Source organism: Xanthomonas nasturtii, from assembly GCF_023337365.3.
Classification (GTDB): Bacteria; Pseudomonadota; Gammaproteobacteria; order Xanthomonadales; family Xanthomonadaceae; genus Xanthomonas; species Xanthomonas nasturtii.
Window position 1 is genome coordinate 4,591,302 of sequence record NZ_CP142084.2, and the last position, 18,634, is coordinate 4,609,935.

Sequence of the window (18,634 nt, forward strand, 5' to 3'; positions counted from 1 at the left end):
TTCGGGCACCTTCTCCCGCGCGCGGGAGAAGGAAGCAGCGGCCGGAGGTCTGGGGATGCGCAGGCCGGCCATGGCCGGGCGGGATGGTGAGTCAGCCGGCTTGGCGCTGCGGGTCGGCGCTTCTGGGGCCAGGTCTTGGGCCTGGCGGAACAACGGGTGGCTGACACGCAGCCCGCTAAAGACACCAAGCAGGTGGGGTGCATGGCGCAGACGCACCACCGCCCCGGTGCCAACGCCGAATACGCCCTTCTCCCGCCTGCGGGAGAAGGTGCGTATGAGGCCGCGGGCTCAGCGCTGCGCCTGGATCGCTTCGCTCAATGCAAAGATGCGCCCGGCCTCGCGCCACTTTTCTCCAGGCGCACTGCCCGGCAGCGCTTTCTGGAACCGCCACATCAGGTCTTCCCACGCCTGAATCCGTGGATCGGCGGCGTCGCGCGCCGCCTTGGCGCTAGGGTCGTAGTCGTCGCCGACGTCCATCAGCATCACCAGCCGGTCGCCACTGCGAAAGATCTCCAGCTCACGAATGCCGGCCTGCTGCAGCGAGGCCACCACCTCCGGCCACACCTCGCCGGGCTGATGCCAGCGCTCGTATTCGGCAATCAGCGCGGCATCGTCGTGCAGGTCCAGCACATAGCAAAGACGCGGCATGCTCAGGCTCCTGCAATTACAGGCGCAGCGCGACGTGCGCGCAACGCGAACACCAAAATCACCGCGAAGCAGGCGCCTGGCACGACCATCGCCCAATGGATGCCGGCCATGTCCGACACCGCGCCCATCACTGCGGTGAGCAGCGCGCCGCCAATGATGGACATCACCAGCAACGAGGACCCCAGCTTGCGGGCATCGTCATGCATGCCGTCCAGGCCCAACGCGAAGATGGTCGGAAACATCACCGACATGAACACGCTTGCAGCCACCAGCGCGTACAAGCCGGTCCAGCCCGGCAACGCGATGGCAACGGCGCATAACACCAGATTGATCGTGGCAAAACTGGCCAGCAATTTGGCCGGCGCCAGATAGCGCAACAGCGCAGTGCCCACGAAGCGCCCGGCCATGAACAACACCAGCGAGATGGTCAGATACGTGGCGGCGGTTTTTTCCGGCGTACCGGGAACGGCATCCTGCAGATAGCGGATCAGGTAGCTCCAGATGCCGACCTGCGCGCCCACGTAAAAGAACTGCGCCACCACCGAAAACACGAACAGCCGGTTACGCAGCAGTTCGCTGAAGCGGGCGCGCCTGGGTGCCACGCCGGCATCGGCCTCCGGCGCGCCGGTGGGGAAGCGCACCAGCGCGATCAGGATCGCCCATAGCACCACCACCACGCCGATGATCAGGTACGGCATCTGCACGGCCGACGATTCGGTGGCGAAGAATGCCTCGCGCGCCGCCGGCGCCATCGCCGCCAACTCGGCCGGGGTGTGCTCCACGCCGGAGAAGATGAAGTGCTGGCCCACCAGCACGCCGGTGATCGAGCCGAGCGGGTTGAATGCCTGCGCAAGGTTCAGCCGCCGCGCCGCGCCGTCGGCGGGCCCCAGCACGGTCACCAGCGGGTTGGCGGTGGTTTCCAGAAACGCAAGACCGCTGGCGATCACGAACAACGCCAGCAGGAACAGCCAATAGGTATGCACCTGCGCGGCCGGGTAAAACAAGAACGCCCCGCAGGCATACAGCAGCAAGCCCAGCACCACCGCAGCCTTGTAGCTGTAGCGGCGCATGAACATCGCCGCCGGCATCGCGAACACGAAATAGCCCATGTAGAAGGCGCTTTGCACCAATCCGGCCTGCAGGTCGGTCAGTTCGAAGGCCTTCTTGAACTGCTTGATCAGGATGTCGTTGAGGTTGTTGGCCATGCCCCATAAAAAGAACAGGCTGACGATCAACAACAGGGGAACCATGGCGGTACGCGCCAGGTTGCCGCGCGGTGACGCGGCAATGTCACTGTGATGCATGCGACCGATCCCCTCCCAAGGCTGTGGCGCTTGCGTTGCAATCCGGCGAGCGTACTGCGCACGCCAACGCCATGCAAATATAAAATCTTTGTTTATATTTGCACGCACAGCATCCCCCTGACCCCTGCCGCGCTGCCTGTACCCTGGCGCACCGCAGCCTTGCCTGGAGCCGCAAACGGATGAGCACCGAACCCGCCAAGTACCGGGCGCCTGCGTTGGACAAGGGCCTGGACATCCTCGAACTGCTGGCCCGCCAGGCCCAGCCGATGAGCATGGGCGCGATCTCGCAGGGCATCGGCCGTTCGCGCGGGGAGATCTTTCGCATGCTGCAGGTACTGGAAGAGCGCGGCTATCTCACCCGCGATGGCGAAGGCGACTATGTGCTGACCAACCGGCTGTTCATGCTCGGCATGCAGCAGCCGCAGGTGCAGAGCATCAGCGAAGCGGCCTTGCCGGTGATGCGTCGGCTGGCCGATGCGATCTATCAACCCTGCCACCTGGTGGCGCCGTCGGGCGACCAGATCGTGGTGATCGCGCAGATGGACGTGCCCAGCGACCTGGGCCTGGTGGTGCGCCCGGGCCACCGCCGCCCGTTGACGCATTCCAGCTCCGGGCTGGTGCTGTTCGCCTTCCAGCAGCCGGAGGTACAGGCACGCTGGCTGGACATGCTCGACGCCAGCGAGGTGCCGTTCGGGCGCGCGCAGTTCCTCGCCGCTGCCGCGCAGGCGCGCAACGATGGCTACGCCATGCAACCCAGCGAGGCGGTGGTGGGCGTGGTCGACCTGACCGCACCCATCATGCAACGCGGCAGCGCCACCTATACGCTCACCGTGCCCTTCATCGCACGCCGCCCGGAGCTGGTTGGCCCGCAAGCGGCCTTGCAGGCCTTGTGTGCGGCCACTGCCGAGATTTCCGCCGCGTTGCTGTAGCCGCGGCGCGCGCCGGGAGTCCGATTCGGCGCGCTAGCAGCTTGCGTCGGCGCTGGTTGTTGCGGTTGCCCGCGTCTGGCGGCTGACTCCTGGTGTCTACCTGCTGCGCGGCTGGCCGTTCGCTTACAGCACTGCCCGATCATTCCGCCATGCTGCGATGGCAACCTGGGCATCGCACTCGACTCCACGGCTTCGCAAGCACCCCCTGCGACATCGCAAACCGCGCAAACCGAAGCGCTGGGGGAGATCGCTGCATCGTTGCTGGTGGCTGCATCGACGGCTTGAAAGTCGGCACCGAAGTGCTGGCTCTTGCACGCGCGGCCACACATGAAATGCCATCGTGCACTGCTTGCAGCACACCCCCACATCGGCGGCTTTTCCCGCGCTCATCGCTGCTTGCATCACCGGCATGAAATCCGTTCGTCACTATAGCCAAGGCTATCGCACGCCACATCGGTCCGTTGCGTGGACGTGTTTCCCCGGCTTTGACGCGTTTAAAAAGGCAAAAAACTCCATCAACCCGGGTCGCAATAGCCACGGCTATAAAGATCAGACCGACCTTCGCGTGCAGTGCAGACGCACCGAACGCTGCAATGCGTTGGTACACTGCGCGCCCCCTTGGGGAGTAGCCTGCTTTCGTCCATCGGAAGCGCCTGCATCAACATACTCGGCCGTTGCGCCGTGGTGCAGGCAACCAATCGTGGTTTGGCGAGACCAGCGGCATGCGCGCACAACAACGGTTGGCGCGGGCGCATGCCGGTGTGACCGTGCCCAACCCGAGAATGGCGATGTCCCCGTATTCCATTGTGTTGATCGGCTTTGCGATGTCCACCGATGCGTTTGCCGCAGCGATCGGCAAGGGCGCGGCGATGCGCAAGCCGCAGTGGCGCGATGCGCTGCGCGCGGGGCTGATTTTTGGCTGCATCGAAGCGATCACGCCGGTGATTGGCTGGCTGTTGGGCCGCGCCGCCTCCAGCCATTTGCAGGCGTTCGATCACTGGATCGCCTTCGGCCTGCTGGGCGCCCTGGGCGTGCACATGATCGTGGCCGGCCTGCGCGCCGATCCCGATGACGCCAACGACCAAGACGATGCGCCCAAGAAAAACGGCATGCTTGCACTGGCTGCCACCGGCTTTGCCACCAGCATCGATGCGATGGCAGTGGGCGTCAGCCTTGCGTTTCTCGATGTGCACATCGGCGTGGTGGCGGTGGTGGTGGGCCTGTGCACGTTCAGCATGGTCACCGCTGGCGTCATGCTGGGCCGCGCGCTCGGTAACCTGATCGGCAAGCGTGCCGAAATCCTCGGCGGTGTGATTCTGGTGATCGTTGGCAGCGTGATCCTGTACGAACACCTGCGCGGCGCGGCATAGCGCAAGGCTGTTTTGCGTAGGAGCGCGCTGGCGCGCGATGAAGCGTGATCGCTAAGCCCAATCGCGCGTTAGCGCGTTCCAACAATGCATGGCCTTGCTGTGCACGCGAAGAGGCATTGCCGCATTTTCAAGCAATGCCGCGTGCATCCTGCATCTCCCGGTGATGCACTCGATGCACCCGTCAGCGCTTCTTCGCATCGTGGTACGCACTCAAAAACGCGCGCAGCGAAGCCGGCTTCACCGGTTTGGTCAGCAGGCGGTAGCCGCGTTCGCGCGCAAGCTGCTTGAGCTCGTCGCGACCGTCGGCGGTGAGCAGGGCACCGGCGATCGGTGCGGTTGCCGCGGCCTGCACGGCGTCGAGCGTATCCAGGCCATCCAGGCGGTCGTGCAGGTGGTAATCCACCAGCATCACATCCGGTTGCTCGCGCGCGCAGGCCAGCGCCTGATCCACGGTGCTGGCGGTGATCACCTCCACCTGCCAGCGGCCGAACAGCGCGCGCATGCCATCGAGGATTTCGCGGTCGTTGTCCACGCATAGCACGCGCAGGCCGGCCAGCGACTCACCATTGGGCCGCACACGTGCGGCCGGCACCGGCAACAACGGCGCCACCGGCACCGGCGCCACGCGCGGCAACAGAATCGAGAACATGCTGCCGCAACCGACCTGGCTGCGCGCACTCAGATCGTGATCGAGCAGGCGCGAGATGCGTTGGCAGATCGACAAGCCCAACCCGAGGCCCTGCTCGCCCCAATCGAACGGCTGCTGATAGCGACGGAACTCTTCGAAGATCTGCCGCATGTGATGCTCGGGGATGCCCGGGCCGGTGTCCCACACCTGCAGTTCCACATGGTCGCCGCGCCCGCGCATGCCCAGCACGATGCGGCCCTGGCGCGTGTAACGCAGCGCATTGGCCAGGAAGTTCTGCATCACCCGACGCAGCAAACGGCGGTCGCTGCGCACCCAGATCGGCCGGCTATGCACCTGCAAACGCAAGCCGCGGCTGGACGCCACCGGCGCGTATTGCGCGGCCAATTCGTGCATCAGCGCGCTGGCATCAAAGTCTTCGACCGTAGGGCGCAGCCCGCCGGCGTCCAGCCGCGAGACGTCGAGCAGGCCGTCAAGCAATTCTTCGGCCGCACGCAGCGAGGCATCCACACGCTCGGCCAGGTGGCGCTGCTCTTCGTTGTGCTGATGGCTCTCGCGCAATGCGGACGCAAACAGCCGCGCGGCATTGAGCGGCTGCAGCACGTCGTGGCTGATGGCGGCCAGAAAGCGCGTCTTGGACTGCTGCGCCAGCTCGGCTTCACGTGAGCGATCAGCCACGCGTTGTTCCAGGTTTTCGTTGGCGTCCAGCAGCGCGCGCTCGGCGCGTTTGTAGTCGGTGATGTCGTTGTAACTGGTGACATAGCCGCCGCCGGGCAGCGCCTGGCCACGCATTTCGATCACCTTGCCGTCGCTGCGGGTGCGCTCGAACACATGTGGCGAGCCGGCACGCATGTGGCGGATACGGCGGTCGATCTGGTCTTCGATATCGCCTTCGCCCAACTCGCCACGCTCGGCGTTATAGCGGATCAGGTCGGCCACCGGGCGGCCCACATACAACATGCCATCGGGATACCCGAACAGCTGCTGGTAGCGGCGATTCCACGCGGTCAGGCGCATTTCCGGGTCGACCACGCTGACCGCGGCGCTGATGTTTTCCAGCGTGGTAGAGAGAATCTCGCGATTGAAGCGCAGCTCCTGGCCGGCTTCGTCCAGCACCGCCACCACCTCGCCCAGTTCCATGCCCGAACCGCGCAACAGGCTGGTCAGCACCAGCCGTGCGGAGGCGGCACCGATCGATGCGGCCAGCAGGCGCTCGGTGAACTGCACCCAGGCGCGGTCGGCCACCACGGTCGGCTGCAGCTCGCGCTCCAGCAGCAAGGCCTGGTCGACGAAGGCGCGATGCGCATGCCGCTCACCCACCACGCGCTCGGCCAGGGCTTGCAGATCGGCCACGCGCACATGCCCAGGCCAGTCGCCAGCCACTGCCGGACGCTGCGCATATGGGTCCAGAAACGGTGCTGCACGCAGCCGCTCGTCCACACCCGGACGCCAGCGTGCGGAAACCAGCATCATCGCGCCGACGTTGATCAGCAGCGACCAGAACGTGCCGTGCGCCAGCGGGTCCCAGCCGCGCATGCCGAACAACTGCTGCGGCTGCAGCCACGCGATGCCGAATGGCCCGTCCACCAGCCACTCCGGCTGCAGCCAGCCCGCGTGCGTAGCCGCCGGCAGCAGCAGCGTATAGATCCAGGTCATGAAGCCGAGCACCATGCCGGTTTCCACGCCCTTGCGGCTGGCACCGCGCCAATACAGCCCGCCGATCACGCCCGGCGCGAACTGCGCCACTGCCGCAAACGCCATCAAGCCATAGGCCGCCAGCGTGGTGCCGTTGGCCACGCTGCGGTGATAGCCGTAGGCGACCAGCGCCAGCAGCAAAATGGCGACGCGGCGGATCCACAGCACCCGCGAAGCCACCGCCGCCCGCGCATCGGCGCTGACGCGGCGGCGCAGCAGCACCGGCATCACCAGGTCGTTGCTGACCATGGTGGCCAGCGCGATGCTGGCCACGATCACCATGCCAGTGGCGGCGGAAAAACCGCCCACGTAGGCCACCAGCGCCAGCACCGTGTTGCCCTGGCTCAGCGGCAGCGCCAGCACCACCGCATCGTCCACCACCGCACTGCCCTTGCCGAACAGCGCGATGCCGGCCGAGGCGATCGGCACCACCATCGCCGAGATGATCACCAGGTACGCACCGAACAACCAGCGCGCGCGGCGGATGTCGCCGACATCGCTGCATTCCACCACCGCCACATGGAATTGCCGCGGCAGGCAGATCACCGCCAGAAAGCTCAGCAGCGTCTGCGAAATGAAGCCCACCGACGGCGTGTGTTCGAACAAGGTGCGCGCCGAATCGGCGATATGCAGCTGGTGGTCGCTCAACCACAGCCAGGCGAACAAGCCCACCGCCACGATGGCGATCAACTTGATCACCGACTCCAGCGCAATGGCCAGCATCATGCCGTGATGGTGTTCGGTGGCATCCACCTGGCGGGTGCCGAACAAGGTGGCGAACAAGGCCATCAACAGCGCCACATACAACGCCGGGTCGGCGAAGATGCCGCGCCCGGCACTGCTATGCCCGGTCAGCACCTCCAGGCTCATTGCCACCGCTTTGTACTGCAGCGCCAGGTACGGCACGATGCCGACCAACGCGATCACCGCCACCAATGCGGCCAACCGCCGCGAGCGGCCATAGCGCGATGAAATGAAATCGGCGATGGACACGGTGTTTTCGGCCCGTGCGATCAGCGCCAGCCGCTCGATGATGCGCCAGCCGAACAGCAGCAACAGCAGCGGGCCGAGATAAATCGGCAGATAGCCGATGCCGTTGCGCACTGCCGAGCCCACTGCGCCGTAGAACGTCCACGACGAGCAGTACACCGCCAACGCCAGGCTGTAGACCGCCGGCCGCAGCCAGGGCCGGTCCGGATACATCGGCCGGCGGTCGCCCCACCACGCCACGCCAAACAGCAGCGCGGCGTAGCCGAGCGAAACCAGCAGCAGGATCCAGCTTGATACCAAGGTGCATTCCCAGGCGGTGCGATGCGAGCCTGGAGTTTACGCAGTGGAATTGGGGATTGGGGAATCGTGCCTGACTGCTTGGCGGAGGATGATGCTCTGGAAGTTCCTGCCGTCTTGCAGGAGGCGTGGTGTCGTCATGTAGGCGGTCCGCGCTGCCGGGACGCCGCTGCTTTGAATCAGCCCCTGACCAGGGGCATCGGGCTGAGGGTCAAACGCTCCCCATCCGCCCTTCGGGTACCTTCCCCCGCGGGCGGGAGAAGGTACCGCGGTTGCGGTGTGCCACCCACCGGCCTGCCGCATATCCGGCCCACCAGGCCAGCCATGCGGCAGGAGGCGTCTGCCGCATGGCTGTACGAGATTGTGCACGGTCGGTCCACATGCACCGTTACGGTCGGGCGACGCTGCGCCGTTGTCGCGATCAGCCGATGATGCGGCGGCTACCCGGTGTTGGCCGCTCCCCTCTCCCGCCTGCGGGAAAGGGTGCCCGGAGGGCGGGTGAGGGCCGCTCAGCCCGGCAGCCGCACCTGCACCCGATACACCCGACCGGCGGTCACCGCGTGCACGTGCTGGTCCGCGCTGACCACGCCATCCACCAGCACCTCCGTCGCCACGCGTCCGGCTTCGCGCTGCAGCTGTACTTCGAACTGCGCACCGCGGAACTGGCGCGTCACCTGCGCGTGCGGCCAATGCGACGGCAGCTGCGGGCGGATCGCCAGTGCGTCGCCCTCGCCGACCAGCCCGAACAAACCTTCCAGCACGCAGCGATACACCCACGCCACCGTGCCGGTGTTGAACAACTGGCTGGACCGCCCGGCGGTACGCGGGTACTGATGCCACGCGCCACGGTAGTAGTTGGGCAGCGACACCGGCAGATGGCCGCGTTGCAGCACGTCCTCGCGCGTCGGGCCCGGCAGCATCGCGCGCAGGATCTCCCACGCGCGGTCGGCCTCGCCGATCTGGTACAGGCTGTACAGGTAGAACGCCACCGCATGGTTGTAGACCGCCCCGTTCTCTGCCGCGCCCGGCCACTTCTGGGTCAACCGCCCCACGTCGTCGCGCATGTGGGTGTAGGCCGGCGCCAGCATCACCGGTCCATACGGCGTATGCAGCTGCTCGCGTACCGCCTCCAATAGCGCCGCGCGTTGCTGCGCATCCGCAGTGCCGGCCAGCAGCGCAAAACTCTGCGGATTGAGATAGATGCGCCCCTCCACATCCTCGGCGATGCCGAAACGCACACCGTCGTCGGTGATGCCGCGCGCATACCAGTTGCCGTCCCACAGCTCACGATTGGCGTCGGCATTGACCGCGGCCACCGCCTGGCCAAATCTTTCCGCCTGTGCGCTGCGTCCGTGCGCAGCGCAGATGCTCGACCACAGCCGCAGCGCGTAAGCCGTCGCCACGGTCAGCCAGCCGGACACGCCCTTGCCGCGCCAGCCGACCATGTTCATCGGGTCGTTCCAGTCACCCTGGGCGATGAAGCTCAACCCGCGTGCATCGCGTGCGTCCAGCAACCATTGCATGGCCGCATCCAGCCGCTCGGCCACGCTGAGCGCGTGGCCGTCCCGCGTGCGGACCACTGCCTCCAGCACGCTGGCATCGCCGGTTTCGGCCAGATACGCGCTCAGGAAGATCGGCAACCACACGCAGTGGTCGGTATGCGGTACCTGGTTGATGTATTTGAGCTCGGCGCCTTCCACCAGCAGGATGCCGTCCGGCATCGCCCCGCTGGGTTCCTGCTGCGACAGCGCATGCAGCAGCGCCGCACGCGCGGTGGCCGGCTGCAGATAGGCCATGCCCATGTGGTCCTGCAGATAATTGCGCGTCTGCGGATCGGTGCTCAGGCGATTGACGTCGCCGTGATAGAACACCTGACGCGGCAGCCAATGGTTGACCAGGTTGTCCAACGCTGCATCCGGCGTGGCGATCTGCACGCAGCCATGGCCGGCCTGCAGGTACTGCGCATACTCACGCGCCGCTTGCGCAAAGCCTGCTTCCGACAGGTAGCGCGCACGCAGTGCGGCAATTTCTGCATCGTCCTTGGCCGGCCCGAATGCGAAGCGGTACACGCTGGCCGCATCGGCCTCCAGCTGCAGACGATATTGCAACGCGGCGGCCGGTGTTTCGTAATGCGCCTGGCTGTTGCCCAGCTGTTCGGCCTGGATGGCAGAGGGCGCATGCAACCCGCCCTCGCCTTCGAAGGCTAACTGCTGCGCGTCCCACGCTACCGGCGGCTGTTCGTGCAGCAGGAAGGTGCAGTCCTTGAAATCGCGCTGGCGAAAGTAGTCGTCCACTTTTTGATACGGCGCCACGCTACGGCAGACGATGCCGCCCAGCGCCGGCTCGTAGCCGCCGGCCTGATGCATCCAGGACATGTAGCCGACCGGGAAATACACATACAGGCTCAACCGCCGCGCGCGCCCGGAGGCGTTATGCACGCGACATTCCCATAGTTCCACCACATCGTCGGTGGGCAGGGCCACGCACAGCTCCACCACGATGTCGTCATGCTGCACGCGCCAACGCACATCATGCTTGCCCGCAGAAAATTCGAATGCCTGCGGCTGCGCGCGCACCGGCTCGTGCGGCACCGAGTACAGGGCACCGCTATCTTCATCCTTGAGATAGAAAAAGCGCCCGGGATGGTGCGCGTAATAAGGCTGTTCCGGCATCATGAAATTGCGCGCTTCCAGCACCGGCGCATGCGCGTACTTGGATGGCTCCGGCTGCATGAACTGGCCGGTGGCATAGCCACGGCAGGTGAGCTGCAACATCATGCGGCGGTTCCACAGGAAGCCGCCGGCAGTGGGCATGGCGGTGGGGCTGTAGAGCGCGTAGCGCGTGCCGTCGGCGCTGGGCGCCAGCAAGGTTGAAAGATCGTCGGACGCAGCAGTGGGCAGTGCAGACACAGTCAGGGGTGCTCCGGTTCGTCGCGCTTGCGCGCGGCCAGTTCAAGCTGGATGCGGCTCAACAAGCCATCGTCCAACGGATAGAAACGCATGGTCCAGGCGGCAAGCAGCGCGACCACACCGGGGATCACCGTCAGCAGCAGCACGATGCCGGTCAACGACCCGCTGGACTGCGCGCTGTTGGCCACATAGCCCATGCCGGCCAGAACCCAGGCGATACCGGCCGAGGCGAGCGCGCCGCCAAGCTTCTGCGAAAACGTGGCCGCCGCAAACGTCATCGCGGTCGCACGCCGGCCGGTGCGCCATTCGGTGTAGTCGGCGCTGTCGGCATACATCGAAAACGCCAACGGCGACTTCGGCCCCAATGCAAGGCCGATCAACATGTTCAACCCGAAGATCGCCCACACCGCATCGGCAGGCACGAAGTACATCGCACAGCTCAGCAGGCCAACGATCACCATCAGCCCGCACATCAGCTGGCGCTTGTCCCAATGCCGGGTCAGCAGCGGCGTGATCGCCGCACCCACACCCAACGCCACCGAATAGCAGCCCAGGAACAGGCCGACCAGATCCGGGCGCTGCACGTAATACTTGAGGTAGTACACGCCCGAACCGCCGCGCATGGTGATGGTGATCATGATGATCAGCGACAGCACGAACAGCACGCACCACGGCTTGTTCTGCAACAGGTCGGCGATATCGCGGCGCACCGGCGTGCGTTGTTGCGGCGGCGGCTGCACGCGCTCGCGCGTGGTCAGGGCCACACCGACGAACAGCGCCACCGCGATGGCGCCATACAGCATCATCGTGCGCTGCCAGCCCAGCGCATCGTTGCCGCCGCCGAACCAGCGCACCAGATCCATCGTGAAGTAATTGACCAGCGTGGTGCCCGCAAACGCGCCGATGAAACGCAGGCTGATCAGCCCGGTACGCTGCTGGCTGTCGGCGGTGATCACGCCCGACAACGCCGAGTAGGGAATGCTCACCACCGTGTAGGCCAGCATCATCACCAGGAAGGTGATCGTGGCCCACACCATGCGGCCGGTCTGATCCAGCTCCGGTGTGGTGTAGGCAAGCACGCCGGTCAGCGCCATTGGTATCGCGCCCCACAACAGATACGGGCGGAACTTGCCCCAGCGGCTGCGGGTGCGGTCGGCGATGGCGCCCATGGCCGGGTCGGCGATCGCATCGGCGATCTTGGTCAACAAAATCATCGTGCCGACCGCAGCAGCCGGCAGGTGCAGGGTGTCGGTGTAGAAGATCAGCAGAAACGCCGAGATGTTGGCCCAATAGAGATTCAGGCCCAGATCGCCGGCGCCGTAGCCGAGCTTTTCGCGCCAGCGCAGGGGCGCCGATGCGGGAGACGTTGCGGGTGGTGACGTCATCGGCAGACCTTCGCATGCGTTGTACCCGGCCGGGCACGCCGTTACGCTGGGTGCCCGCTCACCTGGCAAGGAGCGCCGACGCTACACCACGCATCGGCTGCCGCCAACGTGAATCCGCTCGAATGCCGAATCTACCCAGAGATATAACCTGACGTGATGGACACCGCTGCACATGCCACGCCCGCGTCCGCTTCGCCGCTTGCCATCGTGGTGATGGGCGTCTCGGGCAGCGGCAAGACCACCATTGCGCAGGCCCTGGCAGCGCATTACGGCTTCCGGTTTCTGGATGCCGACGACTATCACAGCGTGGCCGCGCGCGCGCAGATGGCTGCCGGCCAGCCGCTTACCGACGCACTGCGTTTGCCGTGGGTGGAGCTGCTCTCGGCCACCTTGCGCGACTGCGTGCAGGCCGGCGAATCGGTGGTGCTGGCGTTCTCCGGTTTGCGCGCGACGCACCGTCAGTTGCTGCGTGGCAGCGGCGTGCCGATGCGCTTCGTGTTCCTGCATGCGGCCCCGCACGTGATCGCCGCCCGCCTGAGCGCGCGCGCCGGCCACTTCATGCCACCCACGCTGCTCGACAGCCAGCTGCAGACGCTGGAGCTTCCGCTGGACGAAGCGGATGTGGTGTCGGTGGACGTGGATGCCAGCGTGCCCGCAGTGGTGCAGGACGCGATCACGCAGCTGGCATCGATCGGTCCCGCTGCGGTGCAACATGCATCGCGCGCATCGGAACGCGTGTGAGTGGGTAGGCGCGATTGTCGCGTGAGGCATGAGGTGATTGCCGCCTAGTGTGCGGTACGAGTGTTTGTCCCTCGATACGCTTACTCGGTGCGTTGTGCGTTGTGCGTTGTGCGTTGTGCGTTGTGCGTTGTGCGTTGTGCGTTGTGCGTTGTGCGTTGTGCGTTGTGCGTTGTGCGTTGTGCGTTGTGAGGGTGCCGCTCCTGCTTTACGTTTGGCAACACCCTTCTCCCTGCAGGAGAAGGTGCCCCGAAGGGGCGGATGAGGGTACGGGCCACGCCTGCATGACCCATCCCACTGCAATCGCACACTCACGCGACACTCTTGCCACTACGCAGCCCGATTACGCATAGCGCCCAGCCCGCAAACCCCTTCGACGCAGCCGCAGAGCGCACTGAACCCGGCCAGCTGCACACAGCACACCAGCCTCTTATCGCGCATCTCCCGCCACGCCTGAATCGCCGCAGCGCCACCTCCGCAAGGTTGCGCAAAATTTCCTGGTTACTTCTTGCAAACCACCGCATACCACGCAGATGCAGGCCTAATCGCACGAATCATTTTTTCTATCGCTGCCCCAGCAGATAGTGATGAATCATCACCATCTGTGCGAATAGCGAACACGATGAACGCAATTTTTCCGAGCTGGTTGCACCAGATGCAAACGGACCCGACCGCTCTCTGAATGCAGCGCCGTGCAGGTGTTGCGCGGTCAACTCAATCGTCCATCTTCGTTCGGCAGATCCGGGGGGATCCAGCGCTTCCTTCCATCTATGGACATGCCGTGATGACCAATTCCAAACGCCGTTTGCGGTTCCGCAGTTTGACGCTCGTTCCCTGCCTGCTGGTCAGTGCAGTGGCTTTCGCCCAGTCTGGCGCCACAACCGCGCAACAGCCGGTGTCGTCCCTGGATACCCAGGCGTTCGCGCGCTCCGGCGAAGTTTGGCGCAGCTTCGGCAGCAACCTCCCCTTCGCCAGCCCCAGCAGCTGGCCCACCGCCGGTGGCGGCTACTTCAATTCGCGCTTCGCTCCGGGTGAGTGGAAGATCAATCGCACCACCGTCAAAGGCCTCAAGCCGGCCTGGACGCTGACCACCACCGGCGACATCTCGGCCACGCCGAGCGTGGAAGGCGGCACCCTGTATGTGCCCGACTGGGGCGGCACCCTGTATAGCGTGGACACTCAGACCGGCAAGCCGAACTGGCAGGCCAAGTTGTCCGACTACACAGGCAACGCCGCCTCGGTGACGCGCAATACCCCGGCCATCAGTGCCAAGAGCATCATCGTCGGCGACCAAGCTGCAGGCACCGTACTGGCGCTCGACAAGAAGACCGGCAAGCTGCTGTGGTCGAGCACCGTCGAAGCCAACCCGCAGGCCCGCATCACTTCCTCGCCGGTGATCTACGGCAACCGCATCTACGTGGGCATCTCCTCCGGCGACTGGGGCAACCTGGACCCCACTCACACCTTCAGTTTCCGTGGCAGCGTGGTGGCGCTGGATCTGAACACCGGCAAGAAGGTGTGGCAGTTCTACAACGTGCCGGAGGGCTATAACGGTGCCGCGGTGTGGGGCCAGGTGGCCATCGATCCGATCAGCCGCCGCCTGTATTTCGGCACCGGCAACAACTACAGCGTTCCGGCCAATGTGGCCAATTGCGTGGCCAACATGCGCGCTTATCACAACGGTCCGGGAACGCCGATACGCGACGAACTCAACTGCATGGCACCGGACAACTATGTCGATTCAGTGATTTCACTGAATCTCGATAGCGGCAAGCTGGTCTGGGCCGATCGCGTCCAGGGCTATGACGCCTGGAACCTGTCCTGCATCGCAGCACCCACCAACGGGCTTTGCCCGAACACGGTGTACAAGGACCTGACCGGTCCGGATTACGACTTCAGCGGCGCCGGCGTCAACCTGTTCACCGTGCAGCGCAACGGCCGGTCGCAGCAACTGATCGGTGCCGGGCAGAAGAGCGGCATCTACTGGGCCTTCGACGCCAGAACCGGCGCCAGGGTGTGGTCCACCCAGGTCGGGCCGGGAGGCACCACCGGCGGCGTCGAATGGGGCACCGCGTTCGATCCGTACAAATCGCAGGTCTATGTGGCCATCAACAACAGTTCCAATGCCACCTATACGCTGGGCCCGGACAACACCGTCAGCCACAACGGTGGATCGTGGGCGGCGTTGGACGCAGCCACCGGCAAGATCAAGTGGCAGGTCAAGGTACCCGGCATCAACCGCGTCAATCCAACCGTACCTGCTGGCGGCCAGGGCTCGCTGACCGTGTCGCCGAACCTGCTGTATGCCGGTTCGATGGCCGGCAACATGGTCGCCCTCGACACCGATACCGGCGCCACGCTGTGGAACTACGAGGCCACCGGCTCGGTGATCAGCTCGCCCGCGATTGCGGACGGTGCGCTTTACTGGGGCGCCGGCTACGGCCGCTTCAACTTCGGCACGGCTGCAAGCAGCAACCAGCTGATCAAGTTCGTGCCGGACAGCAGCGCGGCCAAGTAAGCGTCAACGCAAGTGATCTGCGTTGAATGAGGCGTAGTCACGGCAGAGCGACGGCGCCACCTTCGGGTGGCGTCGTTGTGTGTGAGGTTGCCAGGGCCCTGACGCAGGATGCGGTGGACTGCCGATGCCTGCGCGCCGGTTGGCGCGGCGGCAATGACTTACATCGGAATCCCGTGCAAACCGCTACAACCGCGTAACCTGGCACAGCCGGATCTGCCCAGCCTCCAGCCCATGCGCCTCGGCCGCGCGACGGCGCAATGCGCACACCAGTCCGGCGGCATCCAACTCACCCTCGGCAGGTACCTCCACGCTGTGGGCGAGTTGCCCCCACAGCACCGGCCGACCATCGCAATAGCCTTCGTAGTCGGCGAAGTAATGCAGCTGACGCGGCTCAGGTACCGACGTGGACATCGCCCTGAATCTCCGTGCAGCCTAGATGTTCCAACGCGATTTCCAGCCCCAGCAGATAGCTCTGCGCGCAGTAACCACGCACCGTGGCGATGCATTCGCCAAGACCCGCCGGCAGGCAACGCACTGTCGTCGTGCGTTTCCACATAGGGATAGCGCAACGATGCCAGCACCCGATGCAGCCGCACGCTGTCCACGCAACTTCCCGGATCAATCAACGCGATTTCCATCCGCGCCTGACCGGCCACGCGCAAGGCATCCAGCAATTCCTGCTCCGAGCTACAAGCCCGCAGCGCCACCGTCCTGCCCGCATCCGCGGCACACTGCACCAGCTGCCGGATGACGGCCCGCGGCAATGGCTGCGGCCCGCGCACCAACGGCATCGCCGCCTCCGGCCCACGCAAGATCATGATCGACATGGCATGCTCCTCAGGCAGCAACGCACAATGGCGCGTGCAACGACGGCAGGCAGCGCGCAGCAATGCCCAGCGACATCGCATACGCACGCGGCGCATCGTGCGGCGTGATCACCACCGCCAACGGCGCGTGCTGCGCATGCAGCCACGGCTCCAGTTCCTGATCGGCATCGGTATGCAGCTCGATATACGGCGTAGGCAATGCATCCACGGCAACGCGCAAGGCCTTCGCACAACTGCGCTCAGACAACGGTAGATCGCCCGAATCCAGCAACACCAGCTCCACCTCGGCATTGCCACCGGCCGCATGCAACTCGGCGATCAAGCTCTCCACATCGGCACACGCCAACGTGCGCAATGCACGGCCAGCACACTCAGGCAACTGCATCGGCACCAACGGCGCCGGACCAGCCTGAGGACCTTGCAAAATCAGGATACACATCGTGTTTGGCTCAACGCACCACTGTGCGGGAGTGCCAAGGTAGGCTTGGGGTGCGTAAAGGGGCTAGGCACGCGCCGATGTGCTGGCATAAAGAGTGAGTAAAACGTATGGAAACCGACGCACGTCGGCCGGTCTCTCACCCTCCAAGAAAGGGCAAACTTAGTAGCGCTAAAGCTCGATCACGGCGTGCAACAACGGCCTTTTCCTGGGCTTGAACAAGCCTAAGGAAGCTCTGAACAAAGCAGCATGATCTGCGACAATCGATCAACGAACCGAGCGGACGATTTCGATGCAGCTGACCTTCGGCGATGCGGAGTACAACGGCAAGCGCAAGCAGACGCGGCGCGAGGTATTTCTGGCCGAGATGGATCAGGTGGTGCCGTGGAAAGACCTGCTGGCGCTGATCGAGCCGCATTATCCAAAGTCGGGGCAGCCAGGGCGACAGCCGTATCGGCTGGAGACGATGCTGCGCATCCACTTTTTGCAGCAGTGGTACGCATTGAGCGATCCATCGGCGGAAGAAGCCCTGTACGACACGGTGTCGATGCGGCGTTTTGCAAAGATCGGCGGCCTGGATGAGGTGCCGGACGAGACGACGATACTCAACTTCCGCCACTTGCTGGAGCAACACGATGTGGCGCGCAAGCTGTTCAACCGGGTCAACGCGCACCTGTCGCGCAAGGGACAGAGCCTGCGCAGCGGGACGATCGTAGACGCCACGATCATTTCAGCGCCAAGTTCGACCAAGAACCAGGACGGCAAGCGTGATCCGCAGATGCATCAGACCAAGAAGGGCAATCAGTATTACTTCGGAATGAAAGCGCATATCGGCGTGGACGATGTGTCCGGGTTGGTGCACCACGTAGAATGCACGGCAGCCAACGTCGCCGATATCACGCAGGCGCACAAGCTGCTGCATGGCAAGGAAGACACGCTCAGCGGGGATAGCGGATATACCGGGCTGGACAAGCGCGAGGAAATGGCGAGCAAGCGCACGTTGCGCTACCTGATCGCAGCCAAGCCCTCCAAGCTGAAGCAGATCAAGAACCAACGCGAATTGAAGCGGGCCAAGCGTTGGGAGCACACCAAGGCCAGCTTGCGCGCGAAGGTGGAACACCCGTTTCGGGTGATCAAACGCCAGTTCGGTTACGTCAAGGTGCGCTATCGCGGTTTGGCGAAGAACACCGCGCAGGTGCTGACGCTGTTTGCGCTGTCGAACCTGTGGCTGAAGCGAAAGCAGTTGATGCCTGTCGTGGGGAAGGTGTGCCTGTAATCCAGGCAACACCCCGCAAACGCGGCGGAAATGGCAAAAAATCGAGGGTCTGAGTGCCATCAGAGTGGCTGATGCGGTTTAGATCATCCTCCGACGCCGTTGATCAGACCATCCCTAAAGCATTACGCTGTTTGAATGAGACACCCCCTTTCGGCCAGATATCCAAGCATCCATCCATACAAAAGGCCGGCAGTGATTTTGAAGTCCCAAATTGGATCACCTTCTCCAAACTGACGCTTGCCGCTACCTGTGCTGTAGAGCTCAATCGCGCTCACCATGACGCTGGGGACACTTGCAAATAGCACCTCGCGCACAGCATCTACCTGTTCGGCAAAGCTGGAAACATCTTCGCGTTTAAGCTGATGGCCGAGCCTATGCCCTAGTTTATTTCGCAGTCCATTTAAATCAAGCGCCGCTAGTCCCATCTCCACTGGCATGCCAAATGCAGTGGCGAGCTGAACTTTGTGAGAAAAGTTCTGAGGCACCGTGATTATCTTTGCGATTTCGGTCGTTATTGACGAATTTAACAGTACAGCCAGCAACTCCTCAACATGAAGATGGAGACGAAGTACGCAGCCGATAATATCTTCAGTCTCGAGGGCCCTGACAAATTCGTCTTGAGAAGAGGGCCCGATAAAATCTGCAGTAGTTAGCATTATTTATCCT

13 protein-coding genes, 1 pseudogene and 1 riboswitch are annotated in these 18,634 nt (G+C 64.2%); of the genes and pseudogenes, 5 read left to right on the forward strand and 9 right to left on the reverse strand.

Annotated features, from left to right (window positions below; all coding sequences use genetic code 11):
• Window positions 1-288 precede the first annotated feature (288 nt).
• Entirely contained in the window at window positions 289-648 is a 360-nt protein-coding gene (locus M3O59_RS20190; protein ID WP_249046190.1) for an L-fucose mutarotase, read from the reverse strand.
• Window positions 649-650: 2 nt separating this feature from the next.
• Entirely contained in the window at window positions 651-1,952 is a 1,302-nt protein-coding gene (gene fucP, locus M3O59_RS20195) for an L-fucose:H+ symporter permease (RefSeq protein ID WP_116904763.1), read from the reverse strand.
• Window positions 1,953-2,131: 179 nt separating this feature from the next.
• On the opposite strand from fucP, the gene M3O59_RS20200 reads away from it, so the two are divergent.
• Together M3O59_RS20200 and M3O59_RS20205 are read left to right on the forward strand one after the other, a co-directional pair.
• Window positions 2,132-2,881: an IclR family transcriptional regulator gene (locus M3O59_RS20200; RefSeq protein ID WP_249046191.1), complete on the forward strand. Its 750-nt coding sequence runs from the start codon at window positions 2,132-2,134 to the stop codon at window positions 2,879-2,881.
• 613 nt (window positions 2,882-3,494) lie between these two features.
• Window positions 3,495-3,668, forward strand: a riboswitch (yybP-ykoY riboswitch).
• A gap of 1 nt (window position 3,669) precedes the next feature.
• On the forward strand, window positions 3,670-4,251 hold the full coding sequence (locus M3O59_RS20205; protein ID WP_116904865.1) for a manganese efflux pump MntP: 582 nt from the start codon (window positions 3,670-3,672) through the stop codon (window positions 4,249-4,251).
• A 181-nt stretch (window positions 4,252-4,432) separates the two neighbouring features.
• Here M3O59_RS20205 and M3O59_RS20210 read toward each other — a convergent pair whose 3' ends face one another.
• The 3 genes from M3O59_RS20210 to M3O59_RS20220 form a co-directional block, all read right to left on the reverse strand.
• Complete coding sequence (locus M3O59_RS20210) at window positions 4,433-7,882, reverse strand: hybrid sensor histidine kinase/response regulator (protein WP_249046192.1); 3,450 nt, start codon at window positions 7,880-7,882, stop codon at window positions 4,433-4,435.
• Window positions 7,883-8,388: 506 nt separating this feature from the next.
• Complete coding sequence (locus M3O59_RS20215) at window positions 8,389-10,788, reverse strand: GH36-type glycosyl hydrolase domain-containing protein (RefSeq protein ID WP_249047043.1); 2,400 nt, start codon at window positions 10,786-10,788, stop codon at window positions 8,389-8,391.
• A gap of 2 nt (window positions 10,789-10,790) precedes the next feature.
• Entirely contained in the window at window positions 10,791-12,173 is a 1,383-nt protein-coding gene (locus M3O59_RS20220; RefSeq protein WP_249047044.1) for an MFS transporter, read from the reverse strand.
• Between the two features lie 156 nt (window positions 12,174-12,329).
• Between M3O59_RS20220 and M3O59_RS20225 the strand changes: the two genes are divergently transcribed.
• Window positions 12,330-12,914, forward strand: coding sequence for a gluconokinase (locus M3O59_RS20225; RefSeq protein ID WP_116904760.1), 585 nt, complete (start codon window positions 12,330-12,332; stop codon window positions 12,912-12,914).
• Window positions 12,915-13,695: 781 nt separating this feature from the next.
• Window positions 13,696-15,429 carry an outer membrane protein assembly factor BamB family protein gene (locus M3O59_RS20230; RefSeq protein WP_147308419.1) on the forward strand — a complete coding sequence of 578 codons (1,734 nt, stop codon included), beginning with the start codon at window positions 13,696-13,698 and terminating at the stop codon, window positions 15,427-15,429.
• 183 nt (window positions 15,430-15,612) lie between these two features.
• Here M3O59_RS20230 and M3O59_RS20235 read toward each other — a convergent pair whose 3' ends face one another.
• From M3O59_RS20235 to M3O59_RS20245, 3 genes and pseudogenes are all read right to left on the reverse strand, one after another.
• Window positions 15,613-15,840: a hypothetical protein gene (locus M3O59_RS20235; RefSeq protein ID WP_064631115.1), complete on the reverse strand. Its 228-nt coding sequence runs from the start codon at window positions 15,838-15,840 to the stop codon at window positions 15,613-15,615.
• Window positions 15,821-16,256 (reverse strand): annotated as a pseudogene (locus M3O59_RS20240) (3-dehydroquinate dehydratase). Before M3O59_RS20240 ends, M3O59_RS20235 begins: the two are co-directional and overlap by 20 nt.
• Before the next feature lie 10 nt (window positions 16,257-16,266).
• The gene (locus tag M3O59_RS20245) at window positions 16,267-16,695 is read right to left on the reverse strand and encodes a hypothetical protein (RefSeq protein ID WP_116904759.1); all 429 of its coding nucleotides are present in this window, start codon (window positions 16,693-16,695) and stop codon (window positions 16,267-16,269) included.
• Between the two features lie 289 nt (window positions 16,696-16,984).
• On the opposite strand from M3O59_RS20245, the gene M3O59_RS20250 reads away from it, so the two are divergent.
• Complete coding sequence (locus M3O59_RS20250; RefSeq protein ID WP_373418983.1) at window positions 16,985-17,968, forward strand: IS5 family transposase; 984 nt, start codon at window positions 16,985-16,987, stop codon at window positions 17,966-17,968.
• Window positions 17,969-18,090: 122 nt separating this feature from the next.
• Here the strand turns inward: M3O59_RS20250 and M3O59_RS20255 are convergent, their stop codons facing one another.
• Complete coding sequence (locus tag M3O59_RS20255) at window positions 18,091-18,624, reverse strand: hypothetical protein (RefSeq protein ID WP_116906640.1); 534 nt, start codon at window positions 18,622-18,624, stop codon at window positions 18,091-18,093.
• Between the last annotated feature and the right edge of the window lie 10 nt (window positions 18,625-18,634).

Excerpts from the sequence above, each read along its gene's own strand:
- M3O59_RS20190 (WP_249046190.1), bottom strand. The coding sequence starts at position 648 with ATGCCGCGTCTTTGCTATGTGCTGGACCTGCACGACGATGCCGCGCTG.
- fucP (WP_116904763.1), bottom strand. The coding sequence starts at position 1,952 with ATGCATCACAGTGACATTGCCGCGTCACCGCGCGGCAACCTGGCGCGT.
- M3O59_RS20200 (WP_249046191.1), top strand. The coding sequence starts at position 2,132 with ATGAGCACCGAACCCGCCAAGTACCGGGCGCCTGCGTTGGACAAGGGC.
- M3O59_RS20205 (WP_116904865.1), top strand. The coding sequence starts at position 3,670 with ATGTCCCCGTATTCCATTGTGTTGATCGGCTTTGCGATGTCCACCGAT.
- M3O59_RS20220 (WP_249047044.1), bottom strand. The coding sequence starts at position 12,173 with ATGACGTCACCACCCGCAACGTCTCCCGCATCGGCGCCCCTGCGCTGG.
- M3O59_RS20225 (WP_116904760.1), top strand. The coding sequence starts at position 12,330 with ATGGACACCGCTGCACATGCCACGCCCGCGTCCGCTTCGCCGCTTGCC.
- M3O59_RS20230 (WP_147308419.1), top strand. The coding sequence starts at position 13,696 with ATGACCAATTCCAAACGCCGTTTGCGGTTCCGCAGTTTGACGCTCGTT.
- M3O59_RS20235 (WP_064631115.1), bottom strand. The coding sequence starts at position 15,840 with ATGTCCACGTCGGTACCTGAGCCGCGTCAGCTGCATTACTTCGCCGAC.
- M3O59_RS20245 (WP_116904759.1), bottom strand. The coding sequence starts at position 16,695 with ATGTGTATCCTGATTTTGCAAGGTCCTCAGGCTGGTCCGGCGCCGTTG.
- M3O59_RS20250 (WP_373418983.1), top strand. The coding sequence starts at position 16,985 with ATGCAGCTGACCTTCGGCGATGCGGAGTACAACGGCAAGCGCAAGCAG.
- M3O59_RS20255 (WP_116906640.1), bottom strand. The coding sequence starts at position 18,624 with ATGCTAACTACTGCAGATTTTATCGGGCCCTCTTCTCAAGACGAATTT.